This is a genomic window from Pelomonas sp. Root1217 (assembly GCF_001425705.1).
GTDB lineage: Bacteria > Pseudomonadota > Gammaproteobacteria > Burkholderiales > Burkholderiaceae_C > Pelomonas.
This window is the reverse complement of sequence record NZ_LMDC01000012.1, coordinates 615,796-637,611: the sequence shown is the minus strand read 5'-3', so window position 1 is coordinate 637,611 and position 21,816 is coordinate 615,796. Positions and strand designations below refer to the sequence as shown.

At 68.5% G+C, this 21,816-nt stretch carries 21 protein-coding genes; 11 read left to right on the top strand and 10 right to left on the bottom strand.

What is annotated here, in order from left to right:
* Positions 1-5: 5 nt before the first annotated feature.
* The 3 genes from ASC95_RS11890 to ASC95_RS11880 all read right to left on the bottom strand — a co-directional run bounded on the left by ASC95_RS11890 (position 6) and on the right by ASC95_RS11880 (position 2,692).
* Positions 6-803 (bottom strand): ABC transporter substrate-binding protein, encoded by a 798-nt coding sequence (locus ASC95_RS11890; RefSeq protein ID WP_057297902.1) that lies wholly within the window; start codon positions 801-803, stop codon positions 6-8.
* 61 nt (positions 804-864) lie between these two features.
* Entirely contained in the window at positions 865-1,584 is a 720-nt protein-coding gene (locus tag ASC95_RS11885) for a site-2 protease family protein (protein ID WP_057297901.1), read from the bottom strand.
* Positions 1,585-1,816: 232 nt separating this feature from the next.
* Positions 1,817-2,692, bottom strand: coding sequence for a DUF2167 domain-containing protein (locus ASC95_RS11880; RefSeq protein ID WP_057297900.1), 876 nt, complete (start codon positions 2,690-2,692; stop codon positions 1,817-1,819).
* 118 nt (positions 2,693-2,810) lie between these two features.
* Between ASC95_RS11880 and ASC95_RS11875 the strand changes: the two genes are divergently transcribed.
* A complete protein-coding gene (locus tag ASC95_RS11875) occupies positions 2,811-3,146 on the top strand; it encodes a hypothetical protein (protein ID WP_157256203.1) in 336 nt (111 codons plus the stop codon).
* A 36-nt stretch (positions 3,147-3,182) separates the two neighbouring features.
* On the top strand, positions 3,183-3,320 hold the full coding sequence (locus ASC95_RS30615; RefSeq protein ID WP_157256200.1) for a hypothetical protein: 138 nt from the start codon (positions 3,183-3,185) through the stop codon (positions 3,318-3,320).
* Between the two features lie 21 nt (positions 3,321-3,341).
* On the opposite strand, the gene ASC95_RS11870 is transcribed toward ASC95_RS30615, so the two are convergent.
* Positions 3,342-6,887, bottom strand: coding sequence for an indolepyruvate ferredoxin oxidoreductase family protein (locus ASC95_RS11870; protein ID WP_057297898.1), 3,546 nt, complete (start codon positions 6,885-6,887; stop codon positions 3,342-3,344).
* A 216-nt stretch (positions 6,888-7,103) separates the two neighbouring features.
* Between ASC95_RS11870 and ASC95_RS11865 the strand changes: the two genes are divergently transcribed.
* From ASC95_RS11865 to ASC95_RS11855, 3 genes are all read left to right on the top strand, one after another.
* A complete protein-coding gene (locus tag ASC95_RS11865; RefSeq protein WP_057297897.1) occupies positions 7,104-7,601 on the top strand; it encodes an Lrp/AsnC family transcriptional regulator in 498 nt (165 codons plus the stop codon).
* 4 nt (positions 7,602-7,605) lie between these two features.
* Positions 7,606-7,833, top strand: a complete 228-nt coding sequence (locus ASC95_RS32495; RefSeq protein WP_057297896.1) for a hypothetical protein — start codon at positions 7,606-7,608, stop codon at positions 7,831-7,833.
* Between the two features lie 85 nt (positions 7,834-7,918).
* Positions 7,919-9,025, top strand: a complete 1,107-nt coding sequence (locus tag ASC95_RS11855; RefSeq protein WP_162250761.1) for a diguanylate cyclase — start codon at positions 7,919-7,921, stop codon at positions 9,023-9,025.
* Here ASC95_RS11855 and ASC95_RS11850 read toward each other — a convergent pair.
* The 3 genes from ASC95_RS11850 to ASC95_RS30605 form a co-directional block, all read right to left on the bottom strand.
* Complete coding sequence (locus ASC95_RS11850) at positions 9,022-11,625, bottom strand: hypothetical protein (protein WP_057297894.1); 2,604 nt, start codon at positions 11,623-11,625, stop codon at positions 9,022-9,024. The two genes, ASC95_RS11855 and ASC95_RS11850, sit on opposite strands and share 4 nt — an antisense overlap.
* Complete coding sequence (locus tag ASC95_RS11845) at positions 11,625-12,260, bottom strand: hypothetical protein (RefSeq protein ID WP_157256197.1); 636 nt, start codon at positions 12,258-12,260, stop codon at positions 11,625-11,627. The genes ASC95_RS11850 and ASC95_RS11845 overlap by 1 nt, the downstream gene beginning before the upstream one ends.
* Before the next feature lie 186 nt (positions 12,261-12,446).
* Positions 12,447-14,063, bottom strand: coding sequence for a LuxR C-terminal-related transcriptional regulator (locus ASC95_RS30605; RefSeq protein ID WP_057297892.1), 1,617 nt, complete (start codon positions 14,061-14,063; stop codon positions 12,447-12,449).
* Positions 14,064-14,126: 63 nt separating this feature from the next.
* On the opposite strand from ASC95_RS30605, the gene ASC95_RS11835 reads away from it, so the two are divergent.
* Both ASC95_RS11835 and ASC95_RS11830 read left to right on the top strand, forming a co-directional pair.
* Positions 14,127-15,014: an EamA family transporter gene (locus ASC95_RS11835; RefSeq protein ID WP_200960140.1), complete on the top strand. Its 888-nt coding sequence runs from the start codon at positions 14,127-14,129 to the stop codon at positions 15,012-15,014.
* 10 nt (positions 15,015-15,024) lie between these two features.
* On the top strand, positions 15,025-15,648 hold the full coding sequence (locus ASC95_RS11830; protein WP_057297890.1) for a hypothetical protein: 624 nt from the start codon (positions 15,025-15,027) through the stop codon (positions 15,646-15,648).
* On the opposite strand, the gene ASC95_RS11825 is transcribed toward ASC95_RS11830, so the two are convergent.
* Entirely contained in the window at positions 15,639-16,433 is a 795-nt protein-coding gene (locus ASC95_RS11825; protein WP_057297889.1) for an isocitrate lyase/phosphoenolpyruvate mutase family protein, read from the bottom strand. The genes ASC95_RS11830 and ASC95_RS11825 overlap by 10 nt on opposite strands.
* Positions 16,434-16,626: 193 nt before the next feature.
* Between ASC95_RS11825 and ASC95_RS11820 the strand changes: the two genes are divergently transcribed.
* The 4 genes from ASC95_RS11820 (at position 16,627) to ASC95_RS11810 (ending at position 21,155) form a co-directional block, all read left to right on the top strand.
* Entirely contained in the window at positions 16,627-16,995 is a 369-nt protein-coding gene (locus tag ASC95_RS11820; protein ID WP_056191744.1) for a methylglyoxal synthase, read from the top strand.
* A gap of 21 nt (positions 16,996-17,016) precedes the next feature.
* Positions 17,017-19,125, top strand: a complete 2,109-nt coding sequence (locus tag ASC95_RS11815; RefSeq protein WP_057297888.1) for a bifunctional diguanylate cyclase/phosphodiesterase — start codon at positions 17,017-17,019, stop codon at positions 19,123-19,125.
* A gap of 66 nt (positions 19,126-19,191) precedes the next feature.
* Positions 19,192-19,356, top strand: coding sequence for a hypothetical protein (locus ASC95_RS31370; RefSeq protein ID WP_200960128.1), 165 nt, complete (start codon positions 19,192-19,194; stop codon positions 19,354-19,356).
* An 86-nt stretch (positions 19,357-19,442) separates the two neighbouring features.
* Positions 19,443-21,155 carry an NAD(P)/FAD-dependent oxidoreductase gene (locus ASC95_RS11810; protein WP_057297887.1) on the top strand — a complete coding sequence of 571 codons (1,713 nt, stop codon included), beginning with the start codon at positions 19,443-19,445 and terminating at the stop codon, positions 21,153-21,155.
* On the opposite strand, the gene ASC95_RS11805 is transcribed toward ASC95_RS11810, so the two are convergent.
* Positions 21,146-21,373, bottom strand: coding sequence for a hypothetical protein (locus ASC95_RS11805; protein WP_057297886.1), 228 nt, complete (start codon positions 21,371-21,373; stop codon positions 21,146-21,148). The genes ASC95_RS11810 and ASC95_RS11805 overlap by 10 nt on opposite strands.
* A gap of 10 nt (positions 21,374-21,383) precedes the next feature.
* The gene (locus tag ASC95_RS11800) at positions 21,384-21,815 is read right to left on the bottom strand and encodes a DUF1579 family protein (RefSeq protein WP_057297885.1); all 432 of its coding nucleotides are present in this window, start codon (positions 21,813-21,815) and stop codon (positions 21,384-21,386) included.
* Position 21,816: the final 1 nt, after the last annotated feature.

The window sequence follows — 21,816 nt, the reverse complement described above, 5'->3', positions numbered from 1 at the left end:
TGCCTTCAACGCCGGCAGCGCCCCGCCTCGCGCGGCGGGTTCTGCTGACGGTAGAGCTCGGCCTGCTGGCGGTGCAGCAGCTGCAGTTGGGCCGCATAGCCGGGCTGCAGCAGATAGTCCCGCACCTGCGCAGCGGCCGTCACGCCAGGCGACTGCCGCGATATCTGCAGGTACAGCCCGGCGGCGCCGAGGCCGCGCGGCAGGACGCGCACCTCCTGTTCGCAGCCCACGGCGCGCAGCAGTTGCTCGCCCGACTCGCGCGCCGTGGCAACCGCATCCAGCCGACCCAGCAGCAACTTGCGCAGGTTCAGCTCCTCGCTGAGCGCGTTGTCCACCTGGGCGTGGCGGGCGAGTTGCTGGTCCACCTCCGTTCCCAGGCTGACGCCCAACCCCACGCCGATGCGAAGGCCGGCGAGATCGGTCCAGCCCTCGAAGCGCAGCGGGTTGTCGCGCCGCACGAAGATTGCACCCTCGTTGCGCGCCAGCGCCGGCTCCACGACCACGGCGTACTCGCGCCGCTTCGGGGTATCGAAGGCACAGACCATGACGTCCACCTCGCCACGCTCGACCAGGGCCTGGCAGCGCGACCAGGGCCCGACCGATTCGACGGCTAGCGTCCAGCCGGCGGCCGCAAAGGCACGACGCGCGACTTCGACGCAGACGCCGTGCAGCCGGCCCTGCTGCTCCCAGCTCATCGGCTGGGCGGCCGGATGCGCACAGGCGCGCAGCTGCCGTTCCGCGCTGGCCGGCGACGCCAGCAGGGCGGACAGGCACAAGGCCAGCAGCAGGCAGGTGCGAGTCATGGGAACTCCAGGCACGGGGTGCTGCTGGATCGTAGTGCGCCCTGGGGCCTGCTTGCTCGTGTCAGCCCCGCATGACGGCGAGCATTTCATGCACGTCGTGACACATGACGGCAAGATAGGCGGCCAGCACGAGATAGTAGGTCGCGTACTCCCACTTCACGGCGGCCGGCACGGCGTAGTAGGTCTGCGCCTCGGCGCTGTCGCTGCGATGCCGCCAGGCCTTGATGAGCTGCGGCCAGGCGAGCAGCGCCATCAGGATCAGCATGGGGCTGGGCCGCCAGAAGAACAGCGCCACCAGCATGGGCGCGCCCAGCAGCCAGATGCGCGGCGACAGCACGGCCGTGATGCGGCCGCCATCGAAGGGCGAGATCGGGATCAGGTTGAACAGGTTCAGGAAGAAGCCGCTGTAGGACACCGCCAGCAGCCAGTCAGCGTCCCAGCTGCGCGCCATCAGGTAGGTGACCGTGGCGCCAACGGTGCCGAGCAGTGGCCCGGCCAAGCCGACGAAGGCCTCGGTCTGCGCGTCGTGCGGCATGTCCTTCAATTCGACCCAGGCGCCGACGAAGGGGATGAAGGTCGGCGCGCCGACGTTCAGGCCCTTGTAGCGCGCGGCGATGAAGTGGCCCATCTCGTGGACGAACAGCAGTGCGATGAAGCCGGCTGCGTAGCGCCAGCCATAGATCCACGCGTAGACAACCAGCGACACCAGCATGCTGCCGCCGGTAACGAGCAGCTTGCCGAACTTGGCGCCCGTGAACAGCAGAAGCAGCAGCTTGATCATGTGACAGCTCTCGACGTGGGCCGAGCGCTGGGCCGCTCCCAAGCCGGCCCGTGGGCGATGTGCTTGCGGCTCAATGCCGCAAGCATCGCCGTCCCCCCGGGGGCTGAGGTCGGACACGGCAAGTCCTGTGGACTTGGCGTGCCTGCCGAAGAGCAGCCGCTCTGCCGGCTGCGCGGTCTGCAAGACCGACCAGACTCGCTCGCGTTCAGCGACGCGAGGTTGGGCGAGGGGCTCATACAGTCGGCTTGCGCTTGAAGAACTTGGTGATGGCCGCGCCGAAGGCGACGACCGCGATGAAGATGATCTTGGCGAACTTGGCGATGAAGGCGAAGGCCACAGCCAGCAGGCCGAGTTTCTTGGCGCCGACGCCCACGACCAGCGCCGCCAAGCCGTACTCGGCGACGTGGTCGGTCGATGAGTCGAAATCCTCGTAGCGCTTGCCCTTGTCGAACTCCAGCGCGCCGAGCAGGGCCTTGGCATCAGGCTTCTGCGCCGGCAGGTCCTTCAGGCCGGTGATGAAGTTCAGGCTCAGATAGCCCTCGCGGCCCAGGGCATAGGTGTTGTAGTTGACGCCCAAGGCCGCATCGGCCGGCGCGCCCTTTTCCTTGGAGCTCATGGCCCAGACGAGGCGGTGCTGGGTGGCTTCGTAGGCGGGTGGCTCGGCCCAGCCGATGATTTCGAGGGGCGTCACGCCCATCTTCTTGCGCTCCTCGTTGCTGGCTTCGGTGCCTTCCTTGTAGCTGGACAGCAGCTCGTCGGCCTTCCACTCCTTGGCGTCGCCGTCATTCACGTAGCCGGAGGCGATGTAGCGCAGCGTGGCGAACCATTCGCCCTCGCCCTTGGGAAAGACAAGGCCGGCCAGCTCGGTGTGCTGGCCGGGATTGCCCATGGCCGTCAGCAGCTTGCCAGCCTGCGGCTGGGGAATGAAGACGCGGTCGGCCGGCAGGTGCAGCGTGGCCTGGCCGGCGATGGCGATGTCCGCCGGACCGGCCTTGGCAACGGCCTTGGCCTCGGTCCAGGCCGGGTTCTCCGGCGGCGTGTCGGCCGCGTGGGCCAGGCCGGCGCACAGGCCGATGGCGGCCAGCAGGCCGCGCAGCATGGTCTTCATCGTTGTTTCTCCCTGCAGAAAAGGCCCGCAGTCTAGGCAAACCCCGTCGCGGCCTGTTCAGGGAATGCCCCGCGAGGGGCAGATTCACAATCCGCGTCACAAGACAGGGAAGCTCGACATGGCAATGATTCTGAAGATGCGCCGGCCGCTCGCTGCGGCGGCCTGTGTGCTGCTCATGGTGGTTGGAAGCGGCTGCTCGACGACGCGAAGCGTGCAGGTGTCGCCACCGCTGCCCTGCGCCCATCCCGACGCCCATTGCCTCCCCGACCTGATGCAGGCGCTGGAAGACTGGAAGGACGCCTACAACAACCGCGACCCGCGGCGGCTGCAGCAGCTGTACGCCCCCGGCGCGCTGATCACCGACGACGAGTACTCGGCCGTGCCCTTGAGCGGATCGGAGCTGCCGGTGTTCTTCGACCAGATGGCGCAGCGGCCGACGGCACGCATGCGCTGAATCATCGGCAATCTGCAGCTGTTCGGCGACACCGCCGTGCGCTCCGGCGATTACGAGTTCAGCGAGCAGGTCGGCAGCGTGACGAAGGAGAAGCCGGCACGCTACAGCTTCGCCTACCAGCGCATCGACGGCCGCTGGTTGATCGTGCTGCAGCACTCGACGATCAGGCCCTGAACGTCAAGGCGCGGCGCGCGGTCAGACCTTGGTCAGCAGCGCCTCCCACTTGGCGCGGGCAACCTTCTCGTGGCGCTCCTTCACATGGCCGTAGCCGCGGATGTCTTCCGGCACACGGGCCAGCTCAACTGCGGTGGGCAGCGTCTCGGCCGTCAACCCGGCCAGCGCCTTGTCGACACCGGCGCGGTAGTCGGCGATCCAGCGGCGCTCCATCTTGCGCTCGGCGGTGTAGCCGAAGATGTCGAAGGCCGTGCCGCGCAGACCCTTCATCTTCGCCAGCAGGCCGAAGGCCGGGCGGATCCAGGGGCCGAACTGCTGCTTCACCAGCTCGCCCTTGTTGTTCTTCCTGGCCAGCAGCGGCGGCGCGAGGTGGTGCACCAGCTTGTAGTTGCCCTCGAACATGCCGGCCACCTTCTCGGCAAAGCCCATGTCGGTGTGCAGGCGCGCCACCTCGTACTCGTCCTTGTAGGCCATCAGCTTGAACAGGTAGCGCGCCACGGCTTCGGTCAGCTTGGTGGTGCCGCCCAGCTTCGCTTCGGCCGCCCGCACCTTGTCGACGAAGGCCTTGTACTCGGCCGCGTAGGCGGCGTTCTGGTAGCCGGTCAGGAAGTCGACGCGCTTGGTGATGATCTCGTCCACACCCTGGCGCTTGACCAGTTGGATGACCTGCTGCGCCGCATACAGCGCCTGCACGCTCTTCAGGTCGCTCGCGCAGCGGCGGCCCCACTCGAACGCGATCTTGTTGTTGTCGATCTGCACGCCGTTGAGCTCGATGGCACGCATCAGCGCGTCGTAGCTCAGCGGGATGCGGCCCTGCTGCCAGGCATAGCCCAGCATCAGCGGGTTGGTGTAGAGAGAATCGCCCACCAGCTTGACGGCCACTTCCTCAGCGTCGAAGGAACCCAGGTGGTCGCGGCCCACGGCGTTGCCCACGGCCGCCTCGCAGGCGGCGCCGGGGAAGCTCCAGTTGGCGTCGTTGACCAGCGTCGCCGTCGGCGAGCCGTGCGTGTTCAGCGCCACATAGGTGCGGCCCTCGCGCATGACGGCCAGCGTCGCCTTGTTGGCGGCCACGATGGCATCGCAGGCGATGACGAGGTCGGCCTCCGCCGTGCCGACCTTGGTGCAGAAGATCGCTTCCGGTGAGTTGGCGATCTGGATGTGGCTCCAGGTCGCACCGCCCTTTTGCGCCAGGCCCGCGGCGTCCTGCGTGATGACGCCCTTGCCTTCCAGGTGGGCGGCCATGCCCAGCAGCTGGCCGATGGTGATGACGCCGGTGCCACCGACGCCGCCGACGACGATGCCCCAGGCCTTGTCGGGGTTGGGCACGACGGGCATCGCCAGTTGCGGCAGCGCGGCGTCGAAGGGGCTCTTGCGCGCCTCCTTTTTGGGCTTCTTCAGCTCGCCGCCTTCCACCGTGACGAAGCTCGGGCAGAAGCCCTTCACGCAGGAGTAGTCCTTGTTGCAGGTGTTCTGGTTGATCTGGCGCTTGCGGCCGAAGTCGGTCTCCAGCGGCTCGATGGACAGGCAGTTGGACTGTACCGAGCAGTCGCCGCAGCCTTCGCAGACCAGCTCGTTGATGACGACGCGCTTGGCCGGGTCCACCAGCTTGCCGCGCTTGCGGCGGCGGCGCTTTTCGGTGGCACAGGTCTGGTCGTAGATGATGACCGTGGTGCCTTCGATCTCGCGGAACTGGCGCTGGATCTCGTCCAGCTCGTCGCGGTGGTGCACGGTGACGCCCGGCGCCAGCGCCACGCCTTCGTACTTGAAGGGCTCGTCGGTGACGATGACCAGCTTCTTCACGCCCTCCGAGATCACGCTGTTCATGATCTGGATGACGGTGTGGCCCTCGGGCCGCTCGCCGACCTGCTGGCCGCCGGTCATCGCGACGGCGTCGTTGTAGAGGATCTTGTAGGTGATGTTGACACCCGCGGCGATGCTCTGGCGGATGGCCAGGCTGCCGCTGTGGAAGTAGGTGCCGTCACCCAGGTTGGAGAAGATGTGCTTCTCGTCGGTGAACGGCGCCTGGCCGACCCAGGGCACGCCCTCGCCGCCCATCTGCGTGAAGGTGGCCGTGTTGCGGCCGGGCATCCACGTCACCATGTAGTGGCAGCCGATGCCGCCGACGGCGCGCGAGCCCTCGGGCACGCGGGTGCTGGTGTTGTGTGGGCAGCCCGAGCAGAACCAGGGCGTGCGGTCAGCGCCGCCGGCGGTCTTCTCCTCGGCCTTCAGCGCGTTTTCCTTGGCGTCGATGATGGCCAGGCGGGCATCCAGGCGGGCCACGACGTCGCTGTCCACGCCGAGCTTCTTCAGCCGCTTGGCGATGGCGCGGGCAATGATGGCCGGCGTCAGGTCGGCCTGCGGACGCAGCAGCCAGTGCTCGCTCGGGTTGGGCACGCTCCACTCGCCACCCTCGCCGCCGTCGCCGGCGTCGAACTTGCCGAGCACGTTGGGGCGCACGTCGGCGCGCCAGTTGTAGAGCTCTTCCTTGACCTGGTATTCGATGATCTGGCGCTTCTCCTCGACGACCAGGATCTCCTGCAGCCCCTTGGCGAAGTCACGCGTGATCTGCGCCTCCAGCGGCCACACGACGTTGACCTTGTGCAGGCGGATGCCGATGCGCCGGCAGGTGTCGTCGTCCAGGCCCAGGTCGTGCAGCGCCTGGCGCGTGTCGTTGAAGGCCTTGCCGCTGGTGATGATGCCGAAGCGGTCGTTCTGGCCTTCGATGACGTTGTAGTTGAGCTTGTTGGCGCGGATGTAGGCCAGCGCGGCGTACCACTTGTAATTCATCATCCGCGACTCCTGCTCGAGCGGCGGGTCCGGCCAGCGGATGTGCAAGCCACCGGCCGGCATCTGGAAATCCTCGGGCAGGATGATGTTGACGCGGTCGGGGTCGACGCTGACCGAGCTAGAGCTCTCGACGATCTCCTGGATGGTCTTCATGCCCGCCCACACGCCCGAGAAGCGGCTCATCGCAAAGGCGTGCAAGCCCATGTCGAGGATGTCCTGCACGCTGCTGGGGAAGAAGGTCGGGAAGCCGACCGCCTTGAAGACGTGGTCGCTCTGGTGGGCAGCGGTGGAGCTCTTGGCGATGTGGTCGTCGCCGGCGATGGCGATGACGCCGCCGTGCTTGCTGGTGCCGGCCATGTTGGCGTGCTTGAACACGTCGATGCAGCGGTCCACGCCCGGGCCCTTGCCGTACCAGAGGCCGAAGACGCCATCGAACTTGGCCTTCTCGGGGAAGAGATCGAGCTGCTGCGTGCCCCAGACGGCGGTCGCGCCGAGTTCCTCGTTGACGCCGGGCTGGAAGACGATGTTCTGCTTGGCCAGGTGCTTCTTGGCGGCCATCAGCGCCTGGTCATAGGTGCCCAGCGGCGAGCCGCGATAGCCGCTGATGAAGCCGGCCGTGTTCAGTCCGGCCAGTGCATCGCGCGTGCGCTGCAGCATGGGCAGGCGCACCAGGGCCTGCACGCCGCTCATGAAGGCACGGCCGGAATCGAGCGCGTACTTGTCGTCGAGGGAGACCGTCTGTAGGGCGCGCAAGACGTGTTCGGGCAGCGGGGCGTTCATCGGGTGGGGCTCCTGAGTGGCGGCCCGAGAGGGCCGGCCCTTGTGAGGCAGGCGCGCGGGCCATGGGCCAGTATGGCCGGACCGGTCAGTGTAGGGAAATGGGGGCGCGCAGTGCTTTCTCAATTGCGCTCGAAATCGACTCGCCCAGCAATCTTCTTTCCCAAAGATGCAAAATTCGTTTCAATCTCATCGCCACTTCGCTGATCAGGGCAAACCATGAGTTCTGAAGACACCACCTCCGACGCCCTTGACCGCCACCACATCGCCATCCTGGCCGCGCTGCAGGCCGATGCCCGTTTGTCCAATGCCGAGCTGGCCCAGCGCATCGGTCTGTCGGCCGCGCCCACCTGGCGGCGCGTCAAGTGGCTGGAGGAACAGGGCTACATCACCGGCTACCGCGCCGAGATCGACCGCCGCAAGCTCGGCCTGGGCGTGCTGGCCTTCGTGCGCGTGGACGCCGAGCGCAGCGCGGGGGCCGCCACCAAGCCGCTGGAGGACGCCATCCGCCAGCTGCCCGAGGTCATCGCCTGCCACTACATCTCCGGCGCAGGCACCTTCGAGCTGCAGGTCATGGCCACCGACCTGGACGCCTTCTCGCGTTTCTCCATCGACACGTTGCTGAACCTGCCCAACGTGAAGGACATCCACACCAGCTTCTCCCTCGGCGAGGTCAAGGCCAGTGGCGTCTTGCCGCTGGGACATCTGCGGGGATGAAGCCATGCGCATCGCTCTCGTCTCCGACATCCATGGCAACGTGCCGGCCCAGGAAGCCGTCGTCGCCGACATCGCCCGCCGCGGCATCGTCGCCCGAGGTCTTCGTCTGCCACGGCACGCCGCGCAGCGATTGCGAGCACTGGCTGGCGACCACCGCGCCATGGCGGCCCTGGCGCAGCGCAACGGGCGGCCCGACTGGGCGCAGGCGCTGCTGAACGGCTATGTGTCCTGACCGCCGGGCGTGAACAAGATCGCGGCCGGCGCGCCCGCAGGCAAGGCCCGGCACCGCGGCCGGCGTTAGGCTTGGCGCCATGGTGATGTCGCACCTCCAACGGCTTGGCGACCTGTGGCTGGGCCTGGACCCCGCCCAGCGCATCCGGCTGCGCCAGACCTCGCTCGCGTCCGCGCTGATGGTCGTCAGCATCATCGTGTTGCACTACGCCGTGCGCATCGGCGGCGGCGAACAGGGGCTGCTGCTGTGGGGCTGGACCGCCGTCTCGCTGGGCGGCATGGCGGCTGTCTTTGCCGCCATCCGCAGCGGCTGGTCGCTGCGCTTTCGCGACCCCTCGCTGACCAGCCTGCAGATCGCCTTCGCCATCACGGCCGCGGCCATCGGCTATGCGCAGGCCGGGCCTTTGCGCGGCGCCGTCTTTCCCGTGCTGACCTTGATCCTGATGTTCGGCATGTTCCAGTTGCGCGCGCGCAATGCCTATGCGCTGAGCCTGTTCGCGCTGGGCCTGTTCGGCGCGGTCATGGCCGTGATGGCCCTGCGCCAGCCCGAGCGCTATCCGCCCGCGGTGGAGGTGGGCCACTTCCTGATGCTGGCCTGCATGCTGCCCGCCGTGGCGACGCTGACTGCGCGCCTGAGCCGCATCCGCCGCCGCCTGCGCGAGCAGCGCGAAGAGCTGGGCCGCGCGCTGGCCCAGCTGCAGGCCATTGCCACCCGCGACGAGCTCACCGGCCTGCCCAACCGCCGCCAGATGCAGGCGCTGATGGACCAGGAGCTGCTGCGCTCGCTGCGCCACCACCACGACTTCTGCATCGCCCTCGTGGACCTCGACCACTTCAAGCGCATCAACGACGTGCACGGCCATGCCGCCGGCGACGCCGTGCTCTGCGCCTTCGCCCAGGCCGGCCAGGCCGCCCTGCGCGCGACGGACGTGCTGGCCCGCTGGGGCGGCGAGGAGTTCCTCGTGCTGCTGCCCGACACGGCCATGCCGCCTGCGGTGGGCGGCATGGAGAGGCTGCGCCACCACACTGCCGCGCTAGACATCGCCTTCGGCGGCAGCCGGCTGGCCGTCACCGTCTCCATCGGGCTGACCGGCCACCGCCGCGGCGAGACGCTGGCGCAGACCCTGGAGCGTGCCGACCGCCTGCTCTACCAGGCCAAGGCCCAGGGCCGCAACTGCATCAGCAACGACTAGCGGTCCGATGGTCGCAGGTGCTCGCAGCGGCCCATGCGGGCACCGCGCTTCACCTCATCCACGAACTCGCCCGGGAAGCCGACCTCCGTCGAATTGCCGTGCTTGCAGACGAAGGCCTTCTTCATGTCCACATACCAGGTCATCGGGACGCCCGGAATGCCGCCGACCATCTCGTTGCCCTTGCCATTGATCGAGGCCGTGCCGTCCATGCCGTAGCGATAGGCCTCGGCCACACCCTGGGTGCGGAAGAAGTCGCTGAGCTTGATCCAGCCGATGTCCTCGATCCACAGCATGCCGTGGATGCCGCTGAACCAGACGCCGGCCTGGGCGATCAGCACCTTGCCGTCGTCGCTGATGTCGCTGGATGTGATCGGGATCGGGCCGAAGTTCTCCTGGATATAGGCCGCGCCCTCGGTCTCGCAGCTGACGTCCATGCCCAGCAGCGGGAAGTCCTCGCACCACTTCAACACCTTGGTCTTCGTGAAGGCGTTCTTGCCGGTGCCCTTGGTCGCATCCCAGAACACCAGGCCGTCTTTCTCGGTCTGCAGCGCCACGCGGCTGCCATCCGGCGTCATCGCGTAGGCATCGACGGCACCGGCAACCTTGTAAAGATCGATCGGCTTGCCCTGGTCGATCCAGGCGTAGGCCTTCATGAAGTTGCTGTTGCCCAGTACGACACGGCCATTGCCGGACACCGCATGGGCGCGGTGCCAGGGTTCATTGGCCGTGTCGATGCCCGCCATGCTCAAGGGCTTGATACCGCCCTTTTCGGTCCAGATGAAGGGCACGATCTCGCCACCGACGAAGGTGTCGCCGAAAAAGCCGCCCTCGCAGAAGCCGTCGCCGTTCTTGTCGAGGTAGGCGGTGCCCACGGCCGTGCTGCCGGTCGCATCCAGCGCCCAGCCATAGCTGGCCGAATAGCCGATCTGGCTGCCGCCGCCGCAGGTGTCGCCGTTCAGGTTGCCCAGGTCGGTCAGGCGGCCGGTCCGGGTGTCCCAGATCGTGGCCGAGTTGGTTGTCACCGGCGTGCCGTCGTCGTAGTAGCCGATCACGTTCTTGTTCAGGTCGGCCTGCACGATCATCTTGCGGCCATCGCGGGTGATGCTGGAATTCACGCCCAGCACGCCCTCGGGTGACCATTCGATGCCCTTCTTCGAGTCCCAGACGAAGGGAATGCTGTCGATCGTGCCGGCGGCGCGCTCGCCGTCCTTGGACAGGCTGCCCAGGTAGCCGTAGGTCACCGGGGTGTACTGCACGCCATCCTTGTAGCCATTGAAGTAGAAATTGGCGGTCTTGGTGACGCCGGCTTCCGCGGTGATGGCGCTGGCCGTGCAAGCCAGGTCACTGGCTGCGATCGACTGCTCGTTGGTGTTCCAGTACTCCGCTTCCGATACCAGGGCGGTCGGCTCGGTCGGATAGCCGCCGGCCACGATCTCCTCGGTGTAGAGCTTGTACCTGGCGCCCGGCTTCAGATTGTTGATGCGGAAGCGCCCGTCCGGTCCGATCTTGCCCTGCGTCTTGTCGCCGGACTGCGCCGAGATCGCATCGCCCAGCGGGGCACTGACATTGCGGGCAATGATGTTGATGCCGCCATAAGGCGTGCGGCCATCCTTCAGATAGAGCGTGCCGGCGATGGAGCCGCGCGTCTTCGAATAGGCCGCGGTCGGGTAGAGATCCGAGATCGCCGCGATGTCATCGGGACGATCGACCGTGCTCATTTCCAGCCCGGGGTTCTTGCCTTGCGCGTTCACCGTGTCCGGATTGATGAAGGGGAACATCGTCTCGATGTACTTCGGATCGATCTTGCTGGCGCTCGGGTCGTAGTAGTTCCAGGACGCGAGCGGCTTCACGCAGCCGGGCACACCGGGGTGCAGAGGGTAAAAGTCCAGGTCGCTGAAATAGGCCATCTGGCCATTGACCTGCGAGTGCGACAGATTGATCGCGTGGCCGAACTCGTGCGTGAACACGCCGGCGATGCGCTTGCCGTCGATGTCCGGCGGCGGCATCCAGGGGTTCTCGGGGTCGAGCGCCTCGTGGGCCACGACATAGCCGTTCATCACGGCCGTCGCCTTGACGATGGTTTCCGGGTAGCCGTCGCCGTCGCGGTCCTCCGCGATCTCGGCGAAGGCGATGCCCAGCACCTGATCCTTGGGCGCGCCGAAGACTTCTTCGATCACCGCGCCGGTCTGGTCGTAGATGACGTACAGGCCGCCCTCGTTGTACTGGCCGTAGAGCTTCATGGCGGTCTCGCCGTCCTTGACGTCCACGCCGATGCTGGGCACCTGGTTGAACTTCTTGAACTTCTTAGGGTCGATCGTGGCTTTCCAGGTCGAGGTCGCCACATTGCTCCACTGGCTGACCGCGAAGGCGGTGATCTTGTCGGCCTGGGCGTTGTTCAGGAACACCGAGCCGTCGTTCTTGTAAGTGAGCGGGCCGATGTCGGTGTAGACCTGGACAGTCTTGCTGGTGTCCCAGCGCTGGGGTTGCGGGTTTTTCGGGTGGTCGGTCAGCAGCAGGGGACCGGCAGCGTTTGCCGACGTCAGTGCGACCGAGAGGGTGGCCAGCAGCGCGGCGGCCAGCGAAGTCTTGAGCCTCTTCATCAGCGCATCACTCCCTTTTCAATCCATTGTTCCGAGATGGCACGCTTGACGAAGTGGTTCAGCACCCCGCCCTCTACCGCGCCGCCAGACTGGTTGGCCAGCATGGCGGCCTCGTTGGCGTTCAGGACGCTGGGGTCAACCGTCATGCCTTTGAAAAGGTCGCGGTTGTTGAAGCCATTGGCCAGCTTGGAGCCGCTGGAGGTGAACTTGCCCTGGGCCAGACCGACCGGCGTGACCAGCCCGGTGCGCAGCGCGGGCTTGTTCATGAAGATGGTGACCTTCTCGCCCACCTTCCAGCTCGCCATACCCTCAATCTTGGCGGGCAGCATGTAGCGGCCGTCACCCATCTTGCGGGTCTTCAGCAGGCCGTACTGGCGAAACTTGTAGCTGCTGTTGAGGGCCATGTCGCGCTTGACGCTTTCCTTGACCTTCAGCGTGACCTCGGTGAAGGGCAGGCCGTGGTCGATGCCGTCGCCGACCTTGGCGACATCGCCGCTGACGATGACGTCGGCGGCGGCGATCATCTGCTTGAGGTTCTGGTGCACCAGCTGGGTGGCGTGGGCGGCGGGCAGCAGCGCGGCGAGGCCGCCCAGCAGGGCCAAGCGCCGCAGCGCGGAAAGGGGAGGTCGATTCATGGCGGACACGTCGCGTGAGGCGGTTCGTTGCGAGGCGGACAGCGCTGCGCCTGCCGGGCCGGCGTTCATGTCGCCGGCCCCGCTCGGTGTTCGCCTGATCCGGGGTGAAGCCACTGTGCGGCCGCCTCCCGGTGCCGCCCATCCCCCGCGGTGGGGGACCCCCGAGCGAGGGGAGGAAAAACCCGGTCAGCCCGCCACGCCGATGACGCCCAGCGCCCGCGCTCGCGTCACCGCGTGCTTGCGCGAGCCGGCTTCCAGCTTGGCGTAGATCTTCTTCAGGTGGGTCTTGACCGTCTCGTCGCTGACCGCCAGCGCCGTGGCGATCTCCTTGTTTGCATAGCCGCGCGCCACCAGCACCAGCACCTCGCGCTCCTTGGGACTGAGCAGGCGCTCGGTCCCCGTCGCGTCCGCGCCCTGGGGCAGCGGCCCGCGGCGCAGCGCGGCCGGCGTCTGGCTGAGCCGCATGCGATCGGCCTCGCCGTCCTTCAGTGCCAGGGCCTGGCGGGCATGCCCATAGGCCCGGCCCATGTCGCCGGCAGCGGCCCAGTCCTCGGCCAGGGCCACATGCAGCGAGGCCGGCGCCTTCCAGCCGACGATCTTCAGCCCCTCGGCCAAGGTCGCCTCGCCGTGGTGCAGGGTCGCGTTCGGCAGCACCAGGCCGGGCGGCGGCGCCAGGCGCGGGTGGCGTCGGTGGATCTCGGTCAGCGCCTCCTGCACGCCAACGACCAGCGCGTTGAAGCCATGGCGCGCGATCAGCTGCTCCGCTTCCAGCAGCGCCGCCAGCGCCGCGTGCACCTGGCCCGCCGCCGACAGCGCCCGCGCCAGCCCCAGCAGGTTGACGGTCAGGTTGTCGGTCGAGTGCGCCGCGCGGTACATCGCGATCGCCTCGGTCATCGGGCCGACCGCCTCCACGCCGCGGCCCAGGGCCAGCAGGGTCTGGGCCAGCTCGGCACAGGCATTGGCCTTGTTGATGCCGGGCGGCACGCCCGCCAGCGACGCCAGCGCGTCGCCCAGCAGCACCAGGGCCTCATCGTGACGGCCGATCTCCTTGAGCAGCGCACCCAGCCGCGTCTCGCAGGCACCGATCAACGCCGGCCAGCCCGCCGCGCGCGACTCCAGCGTCGCCTGGTCATAGCAGGCGGCGGCGCGGTCGAACTCACCCAGGCCCTGCAACGCCGTGCCGGCATTGATGGTGCAGACCAGCGCATGCCGCAGCAAGCCCCAGTGGCGGGCCGCATCGGCCGCGCGCAGGAAGAGCGCCGCCGCGCGCGCCGGGTCGCGGCGGGACAGGGGCAGTGCCAGCGCCGCATCGGCAAAGGCGGCCGCAGCGGGCTCGGCCGCGGCCGCATCCGCATCGGCGGGCGCCGCGAAGGCCTGCTCGTAGGCCAGCCAGGCCCGGGCAATGGCTTGGCGCCGCGGGTCGGGCCCGCGAGCATGGCAGGCGGCGGCACGGGCATAGGCATCCAGCTCCCGTTCGCGCTGGCCGCGCGCCTTGGCGACGACGGCCTCGGCCAGCAAGGCGTCGCCGTCCAGCGCCGGGTCTCGCCGCGCCTCGGCCAGCAGACTCTCGGCCTCGTCGAGCCGGCCCAGCAGCGCGGCGATTTCGCAGCGTGCCAGCGCCAGCCGCGCCCGCAACGAGGGTGAGAGGCCGGGCCCGGCCAGCGCCTGATCGCACAGGGCCAGTGCGCGGCGGCTGTCGCGCTGGCGCAGTTGCCAGGCCAGTTCGGTCAGCGCTGCCGCCTCGCCGCCCGGCGCGGCCGCTTCGAGGCCGGCCAGCGCGGTGGCGGGAACGAGGAACTCCATGCGAAAAATTGTAGAAGTGCCTCCTTCTAGACTCCCCCCATGTCATCCCCCTCCGCACAGACCCTGCCGCTGCGCCACTTCCTGCTCGCCCTGGCCGTCGTCGCGATCTGGGGCAGCAATTTCGTCGTCATCAAGTACGCGCTGCACACCCTGCCGCCGATGACGCTGGCCGTGCTGCGCTTCAGCTTCGCGCTGGTGCCGGCCTGCTTCTTCCTGCGCCGGCCCGCGGTGGACTGGCGCAACCTGGGTGCCTACGGCGTGCTGATCGGCGTGGGCCAGTTCGGGCTGCTCTACCTGGCCATGCGCAGCCAGATCTCGCCCGGCCTGGCCTCGCTGGTGGTGCAGACCCAGGTCTTCTTCACGCTGCTGCTGGCCGTGCGCATCCGCAAGGAGAAGGTGCTGGGCGCGCAGTGGCTGGGCCTGGTGCTGGCGGCCTGCGGCGTGGCCGTCATCGCCTCCCACACCGACGGCACGACAACGCCTTTGGGCCTGGTCATGATCCTGGCCGCCGCCTTCTCCTGGGCCTGCGCCAACCTGCTGACGCAGCGCGCCGGCCGCATCGACATGCTGGCCTACGTGGTCTGGAGCAGCGCCTTCGCGGTGCCGCCGCTGCTGCTGCTGGCGCTGCTGATCGACGGGCCGCAGCAGATGGCTGCCGGCCTGGCGGCATCCGACCTGGGCACCTGGGCGGCCGTGCTGTGGCAGTCGATCGGCAACACCTTGTTCGGCTACGGCGTCTGGAGCTGGCTGCTGGCCCGCCACCCGGCGGGGCGCATCGTGCCCATGGCCCTGCTGGTGCCGGTGTTCGGCATGGGTTCGGCCGCGGTGCTGCTGGGCGAGCCGCTGCCGGCCTGGAAGCTGATCGCCGCCGCCCTGGTGCTGGCCGGTCTGGCGATCAACCTGTTCGGACCGCGGCTTTTGGCGGCAAGGGTCAAGCCGGCACAGGAATAAGCTGGGGCGCATGAAGCGCCGCCCCCTGCTCCTGCTGACCCTGGCCTCGCCATGGGCCGCCGCCGCGCCGCCGGCGGTGCCGCTCATCGTCGAGCTGCGCTGGGTGGACTCCAACCTGCCGCCGGCCGCCCAGGCCGCCGTGCGTGACGGGGCGGTCGTCGTCGGCACGGCGGGCTCGATCTCGCCGCGCGGCGCCGGCGTCGTCACTTCAACCGCAGCGCCGGCGCCCCAGCAGATCCAGCGCCTGACTGTGCTGAACGGCCGGCGCGCCACGCTGACGCTGACGACGCGCGAGCCGCTGCAATGGGTGGACGCGGTGGTCGAAATCGACCCGACGACCCGCACGCCGCAGCGTGTCTACGCCAGCCCGCGCAGCGCGGAGCGCCACATGACGCAGAGCTTCACCGTCACGCCCAACTGGCCCGGTGGCAAGGCGCCGGTGCAGGTCGATTTCGACATTGACCAGCACGACCATGCCTTCCAGTCGACATTGCAGCTACCGCTGGACCGCTGGCAGACCGTCGCGCGCAGTGGCAGCGTGGCCTCGCCCGCCCCCAAGGGCACGCTGAGCAGCGGCGACGCGGCCGGCCGGCCCGAGCGCGAACTGCAGCTGCGGGTGTCGATTCAGCCTTGAGCCGAAGCCAGGGCGCCGTTGATCTGCGGATAGGGCGCCGCGCCGTCGAACAGCTCCGCGCCAGCACCATGCTCAAGGAAGCTCGTCGCCGCACGCTGCGCCCGGCCCCAGGCCGCCTCGGCGAGGGCGCTGCCGGCCGAGATGCGGCGCACACCCAGGCGCTGGAGTTCGTCAAGGCCCGGCAGCACCGGCCGCGCCATCACGTTCAACGGCAGGGGCTGGCCGCCCACCAGGGCCTCGATGTCTGCCACGGCCGTCACGCCAGGGGCGAACAGGCCATCGGCGCCGGCCGCCGCATAGTCGCGCGCCCGCAGCAGCACCTCCTCGACCGCCCGGCCGGGCGCCAGGTTCTTCAGCCAGACATCGCAACGCGCATTGATGAAGATATCGACACCGGCCCGCGCCGCGGCGGCCTTGATGGCCTCGATCTTGCGGCACAGCAGGGCGGGCGCACCGGCGCCGTCTTCGAGATTGATGCCAACGGCGCCGGCCTCGGCGAACTTCAGGACGTTGTCGGCCACCACCGCCGGGTCGTCGCTGTAGCCGGCCTCACTGTCAGCCGACAGCGGCACGCGGGCGACGCGGGCGATACGGCGCAGCGCCGCGGCGTGCTCGTCGACAGGTAGGTGGTTGCCGTCCGGGTAGCCCAGAGCCCAGGCCAGGCCGGCGCTGGTCGTGGCCAGGGCCGGCACGCCCAAGGCCTGGACCAGGACGGCACTGCCGGCGTCCCAGACGTTGGCGATCTTCAGGAGCACAGGGCCCTGGTGGAGCTGGCGGAAGTTCATGGCGCTTTTTGCGGGGTGGCGAGAAGGAGGGACGATGCTGACCGGACCCGCTGCCAGCCCATGGCAGCAGGCTGATGACCCGGTACGCTGAGTAACAGCGCCGCCAAAGCAGCAATGTGCCAAGTCTTGCGCATTTATGGTCACGTCTTGCGTGTAACGTCAATCCTTTGCAGAACTCCCCGCCTTCCCGACCATGAAGCTCGCCTTGATCGCCCACGACGGCAAGAAGGACGCCATGATCTCCCTGGTCGCCGACTTCCTGCCGCTGCTGCGCCGCTGCCAGCTGATGGCCACCGGCACCACGGGCACCCGGCTGAACGCCGCCCATGGCCTGACCATCGAGCGCATGCTCAGCGGCCCGATGGGGGGCGACCTGCAGATTGGCGCACGGCTGGCGGTGGGCGACCTGGACGGCGTCATCTTCCTGCGCGACCCGATGACGCCCCAGCCGCACGAGCCCGACATCAACGCCCTGGTACGCGCCTGCGACGTGCACGACGTGCCCTGCGCCACCAACGTGGCCACCGCGCGGCTGCTGCTGACGCGCTGGAGCGCGGCATGACGCCTGAGATGCCGTCGGCCCATGAGCAGCCTTGACAGGCCCCTGAGCCGGCTGTCGCGGCGGCTGCGCATCCGCACCCGCCTGGGCCTGGCCTTCGGCCTGCTGCTGTTGCTGCTGATGGGGCTGGCCGCCCTGTCGGTTTATCGCCTCACGGGGCTGTCGGATGCGCTGAACCGCATCGTCGACGACCAGGCCGTCATCCGCGACTCGGTCAACGAGATCAACCGCAACGCCGAGGCCGTCGCCCGCAAGCTGCTGGTGCTGATGAGCCCCGACGCCGAGTTGCGCGTGTCGGCCTACCCCGAGATCGCGTCAGCCAACAATCGGCTCGACGACGCCATGCAGCGCCTGGCCATGGTGCTGCCGCTGGGGCCCCGCACCGATCGCCTGGCCGAAGTGCGCCTGCGCCTGGCCGACTACCGCGCCAGCTATGTCGACGTGCGCAACCTCATCGAGCGCGACGACTTCCAGGCCGCCCGCGCCCTGCTGGGCAGCGACACGGAATCGGCCCTGTCCCTGTTCGTCAGCGCCATCCACCAGCTCGCGGCCAGCGAGGAGCGCGCCGGCACCGCCCAGGCCCGCGAGCTGCGTGACCAGATCGACGTCGACCGCACCGGCGTGCTGGCCCTGTGCATCGGCGCCCTCGTCGCCGGGGCGCTGCTGGCGGTGGGCGTCACGCGCTCCATCGTCATCCCGCTCAAGCGCGCCGAGGACGGCGCCGAGCTGATCGCCCAGGGCCAGTACGGCCACCGCATCGAGGTGGACTCGGCCGACGAGCTCGGCCACATGGCTGCGGCGATGAACACCATGGCCGCAGCCGTCGGCGAGCGCGAGGCCGAGTTGCGCCGCCTGGCCGACGTCGACCTGCTGACCGGCCTGCCGCAGCGCGCCCGCTTCATCGCCGACGGCGACCGGCTCCTGGCCAACCTGCCCGAGCGCGAGCAGCAGGCGGTGCTGATCTGCATCGACGTGGACCGGCTCAAGGCGGTCAACAGCGTGCTGGGCTTCGACGCCGGTGACGCCCTGCTGCGCGGCGCGGCAGCCAAGCTGGAAGGGCTTTTCGAAGGCGTGGCTGCCTATGGTCGCCTGGCTGGCGGCACCTTCGCGGCGCTGGCCCCCGTGGCCCGGCTGGACCACGGCGCGGCGCTGGCGGCTCAGCTGCGCGAGGAGGTCGAGCACAAGCTCAGCTGGCAGGGCCAGTCCCTGGACCTTTCCGTGTCGCTCGGTGTGGCGCACTGGCCCGAGCATGCCGCCGACACCGAGGCCCTGCTACGCCGCGCCGAGCAGGCCATGTTCGAGGCCAAGCGGCTGCGTCAAGACGTCGCCGTCTTCAACCCCAGTGCCGAGGCCTCGCGCGCCCTGCACCTGAGCCTGCTGTCCGACCTGGCCACCGCCATCCAGCAGGACCAGCTGCGCCAGTTCCTGCAGCCCAAGCGCTGCCTGAAGACCGGCCGCATCACCGGCGCCGAGGCCCTGGTGCGCTGGCAGCATCCGCAGCGCGGCTGGCTGCCGCCCGGTGACTTCGTGCCCTTTGCCGAGCGCAGCGGCCGCATCCGCCAGATCACCGACTGGATGCTGGCGCGCGCCGTGCGCACGCTGGCCGCGTGGGAGGCCGAGGGCCGCGAGCCCATGAGCATCGCCGTCAACATCTCGACGCTGGACATCCAGGACCAGACCCTGCCGGCCCGCCTGGCCGCGCTGCTGGCCGAATACCGCGTCGATCCCGGCCAGTTGCAACTGGAGGTCACGGAAACGGGCCTGATGTCCAGCGGCACCGACCCCATCGCCGTGCTGAACGCGTTGAAGGCCTGGGGCGTGAGCCTGGCCATCGACGACTTCGGCACCGGCCAGTCGTCGCTGGCATATCTGCAGCACCTGCCGGTGGACGAGCTCAAGATCGACCGCAGCTTCGTGCAGGACGTGGACGGCGACCCGCGCCGCCAGGCCCTGCTGAAATCCATCGTCGGCGTCGGCCAGGGCCTGGGCCTGACGGTCACCGCCGAGGGCGTGGAAAACGCCGCCGAGCTGGCCTGCATCACGGCCTGCGGCTGCGACCTGATCCAGGGTTATCTGCTGGCCAAACCGATGGACCTGCCGGACTTTGAAGCCTGGTTGAGCCGCACAGGCTAAAATCCCTGCCTTTCGTCGCTGTTTTGCGTTTCGCCCCTGCTGTGGGCTTTTGTTTACGGAGCCATCATGGGCAACAAGATCATCACCGAAGCGGACCGCCGCGCCTCCCCCCGTCCCGAAGCCCCCAAGGGCGTGACCTTCACGGCGCCCAAGGGCCAGCTGCGCAGCCTGGAGCGCGGTTCGCACACCCGCTCCAAGAAGAACCCGGGCAAGCGCCCGCATTCGGGTTGATTGACGGGCTGATCGCCTGACGATCTTGCTCACACAGGCCCCGCGGGGCCTGTTTGTTTTTGTCGGCTAGAAACTGACCTGACACCATGATCCGCATCACCGAATTACGCCTTCCGCTGGCCCATGCTCCGGAGGCCCTGCGCCCTGCCGTGCTGGCGCGGCTGAAGCTCGCCGACAGCGAGCTGGCTGACATCCAGGTCTTCCGGCGCGGCTACGACGCGCGCAAGCGCAGCGACATCCAGCTCGTCTACACGCTGGACTGCACGCTGGCTGATGGGGTCGACGAAGCCACCCTGCTGGCGCGCTTTGCCGGCGACCACCAGATCCGACCGACGCCCGACACCGGCTACCACTTCCTGGCCCAATTTGGAAAGGGTCGGGGCGAGTACACCGGCCCGCGGCCGGTCGTCGTCGGCTTCGGCCCCTGCGGCCTGTTCGCCGCGCTGATCCTGGCGCAGATGGGCCTGCGCCCCATCGTGCTGGAACGCGGCAAGGCCGTGCGCGAGCGCACCCAGGACACCTGGGCCCTGTGGCGCGAGCAGCAGCTGCACCCCGAGAGCAATGTGCAGTTCGGCGAGGGCGGCGCCGGCACCTTCTCTGATGGCAAGCTCTACAGCCAGATCTCCGACCCGCGCCACCTGACGCGCAAGGTGCTGACCGAGTTCGTCAAGGCCGGCGCGCCGGACGAGATCCTGTTCGTCAGCAAGCCCCACATCGGCACCTTCCGCCTGGTCAGCATGATCATCAAGATGCGGGCCGACATCGAGGCGCTGGGCGGCGAGATCCGCTTCCAGCAGAAGATGACGGATCTGCTGATCGAGAACGGCGCGGTGCGTGGCGTGCAGCTCGAATCGGGCGAGCAGATCGATACGACCCATGTCGTCATTGCGCTCGGCCACAGTGCCCGCGACACCTTCACGATGCTGCATGCCCGTGGCGTGCAGATGGAAGCCAAGCCCTTTTCCATCGGCTATCGCATCGAGCACCCGCAGAGCCTGGTCGACGCGGCTCGCTTCGGCGTCCACGCCGGCAACGAGATCCTCGGTGCGGCCGACTACAAGCTGGTGCACCACGCCAAGAACGGCCGCTCGGTCTACAGCTTCTGCATGTGCCCCGGCGGCACGGTGGTGGCCGCCACCAGCGAACCGGATCGCGTCGTCACCAACGGCATGAGCCAGTACTCGCGCAACGAGCGCAATGCGAACGCCGGCATCGTCGTCGGCCTGACGCCCGAGGACTACCGCCAGGACGGCAAGCGCGACGGCAGCCTCGTGAACCCGCTGGACGGCATGGCCTTCCAGCGCATCTGGGAAAGCCGCGCCTACGAGCTGGGCGGCGGCGGCTATCTGGCGCCCGGTTCGCTGGTGGGCGACTTCGTCAAGCGCCAGGTCAGCAAGGAATTCGGCGATGTGGCGCCGAGCTACAAGCCGGGCGTCACGCTGACCGACCTGCAGCAAAAGGGCCGTGGCTCGCTGCCGTCTTACGCCCTGGAGGCGATCCGCGAAGCCTTGCCTGCGTTTGCGCGCCAGATCCGCGGCTTCGACCGGCCGGATGCGGTGCTGACGGGTGTCGAGACTCGCACCTCGTCACCACTGCGAATCAACCGTGGGCGGGACTACCAGAGCGTCAACGTGCGCGGCCTGTTCCCGGCTGGCGAAGGGGCGGGGTATGCGGGCGGCATCATGAGCGCCGGCGTGGACGGCATCGAGGTCGCCGAGGCGCTGGCGGCAGATCTGCTGGGCATGCCGGATGCGCCGGTGCTGCAGGGCAAGGGGGCGAAGGCGGGCGGTCAGGTCTGACGGCTCACGCGGCTGATGCCACCCTTCTTGTAAGCGGCCTGCTCATGGAACAGGTCGAACAGGAACTGCTCGAGCTCCTCGTCCGCCACGAACTCCGGGATCACGAAGCCGGCCGGACCGCGCTTGCCGTCGTTGCCGACCGCGAGGGCCGCCCATTTGCCGTCTCTGCGTTCGATGTCGAAGAGGCGGCCAAAGACATCAAAACGTTGAGCAGCCATCGCCACTCCCTCAGGCACGCGCCAGTTCGAGCTTGATCCATGGCTGCCACCGGCCCCTTCGGCCCTTGAGCTCCCAGAATCCCGTCAGCCGGTTTCTCCCTGCATCGAAGCCGCCGTTGAACCTGGCTGTCTTGCCGCTGATCGTCCAGCGCCTGCCATGGAGTTCGACGACATAGGCCTCGGCCACGCCCTGGTCATCGAACGACCGCGCGAAATGCTGCTGCTTGCTCGTGTCGAAGCCCATGACCTCCATCGAGCGCGTGGGCTTGCCGTCAAAGCGTGCATCGACCTCGTGCACGATGAAGTGCCGGCCCGGCAGCCAGCGATAGGTGTCGGTTGCAGTCAGTGTGCTTGCAGGGCCAGCGTCGGTCTCCAGCACCTCGCCGCTTGTGTTCCAGGTGCCAATGAAGACGTCGAACTTGGACATGCGGTTCGCAGCCATG

What these genes read in the sequence shown, in the direction of transcription:
- ASC95_RS32495 (WP_057297896.1), top strand. Translation starts at nt 7,606, where the DNA reads ATGCGCATCGCTCTCGTCTCCGACATCCATGGCAACGTGCCGGCCCAG.
- ASC95_RS11845 (WP_157256197.1), bottom strand. Translation starts at nt 12,260, where the DNA reads ATGAATCGACCTCCCCTTTCCGCGCTGCGGCGCTTGGCCCTGCTGGGC.
- ASC95_RS11890 (WP_057297902.1), bottom strand. Translation starts at nt 803, where the DNA reads ATGACTCGCACCTGCCTGCTGCTGGCCTTGTGCCTGTCCGCCCTGCTG.
- ASC95_RS11830 (WP_057297890.1), top strand. Translation starts at nt 15,025, where the DNA reads ATGAAGCGCCGCCCCCTGCTCCTGCTGACCCTGGCCTCGCCATGGGCC.
- ASC95_RS30605 (WP_057297892.1), bottom strand. Translation starts at nt 14,063, where the DNA reads ATGGAGTTCCTCGTTCCCGCCACCGCGCTGGCCGGCCTCGAAGCGGCC.
- ASC95_RS11875 (WP_157256203.1), top strand. Translation starts at nt 2,811, where the DNA reads ATGGCAATGATTCTGAAGATGCGCCGGCCGCTCGCTGCGGCGGCCTGT.
- ASC95_RS11820 (WP_056191744.1), top strand. Translation starts at nt 16,627, where the DNA reads ATGAAGCTCGCCTTGATCGCCCACGACGGCAAGAAGGACGCCATGATC.
- ASC95_RS11825 (WP_057297889.1), bottom strand. Translation starts at nt 16,433, where the DNA reads ATGAACTTCCGCCAGCTCCACCAGGGCCCTGTGCTCCTGAAGATCGCC.
- ASC95_RS11800 (WP_057297885.1), bottom strand. Translation starts at nt 21,815, where the DNA reads ATGGCTGCGAACCGCATGTCCAAGTTCGACGTCTTCATTGGCACCTGG.
- ASC95_RS11850 (WP_057297894.1), bottom strand. Translation starts at nt 11,625, where the DNA reads ATGAAGAGGCTCAAGACTTCGCTGGCCGCCGCGCTGCTGGCCACCCTC.
- ASC95_RS11805 (WP_057297886.1), bottom strand. Translation starts at nt 21,373, where the DNA reads ATGGCTGCTCAACGTTTTGATGTCTTTGGCCGCCTCTTCGACATCGAA.
- ASC95_RS11855 (WP_162250761.1), top strand. Translation starts at nt 7,919, where the DNA reads ATGTCGCACCTCCAACGGCTTGGCGACCTGTGGCTGGGCCTGGACCCC.
- ASC95_RS11885 (WP_057297901.1), bottom strand. Translation starts at nt 1,584, where the DNA reads ATGATCAAGCTGCTGCTTCTGCTGTTCACGGGCGCCAAGTTCGGCAAG.
- ASC95_RS31370 (WP_200960128.1), top strand. Translation starts at nt 19,192, where the DNA reads ATGGGCAACAAGATCATCACCGAAGCGGACCGCCGCGCCTCCCCCCGT.
- ASC95_RS11865 (WP_057297897.1), top strand. Translation starts at nt 7,104, where the DNA reads ATGAGTTCTGAAGACACCACCTCCGACGCCCTTGACCGCCACCACATC.
- ASC95_RS11815 (WP_057297888.1), top strand. Translation starts at nt 17,017, where the DNA reads ATGAGCAGCCTTGACAGGCCCCTGAGCCGGCTGTCGCGGCGGCTGCGC.
- ASC95_RS11870 (WP_057297898.1), bottom strand. Translation starts at nt 6,887, where the DNA reads ATGAACGCCCCGCTGCCCGAACACGTCTTGCGCGCCCTACAGACGGTC.
- ASC95_RS11810 (WP_057297887.1), top strand. Translation starts at nt 19,443, where the DNA reads ATGATCCGCATCACCGAATTACGCCTTCCGCTGGCCCATGCTCCGGAG.
- ASC95_RS11880 (WP_057297900.1), bottom strand. Translation starts at nt 2,692, where the DNA reads ATGAAGACCATGCTGCGCGGCCTGCTGGCCGCCATCGGCCTGTGCGCC.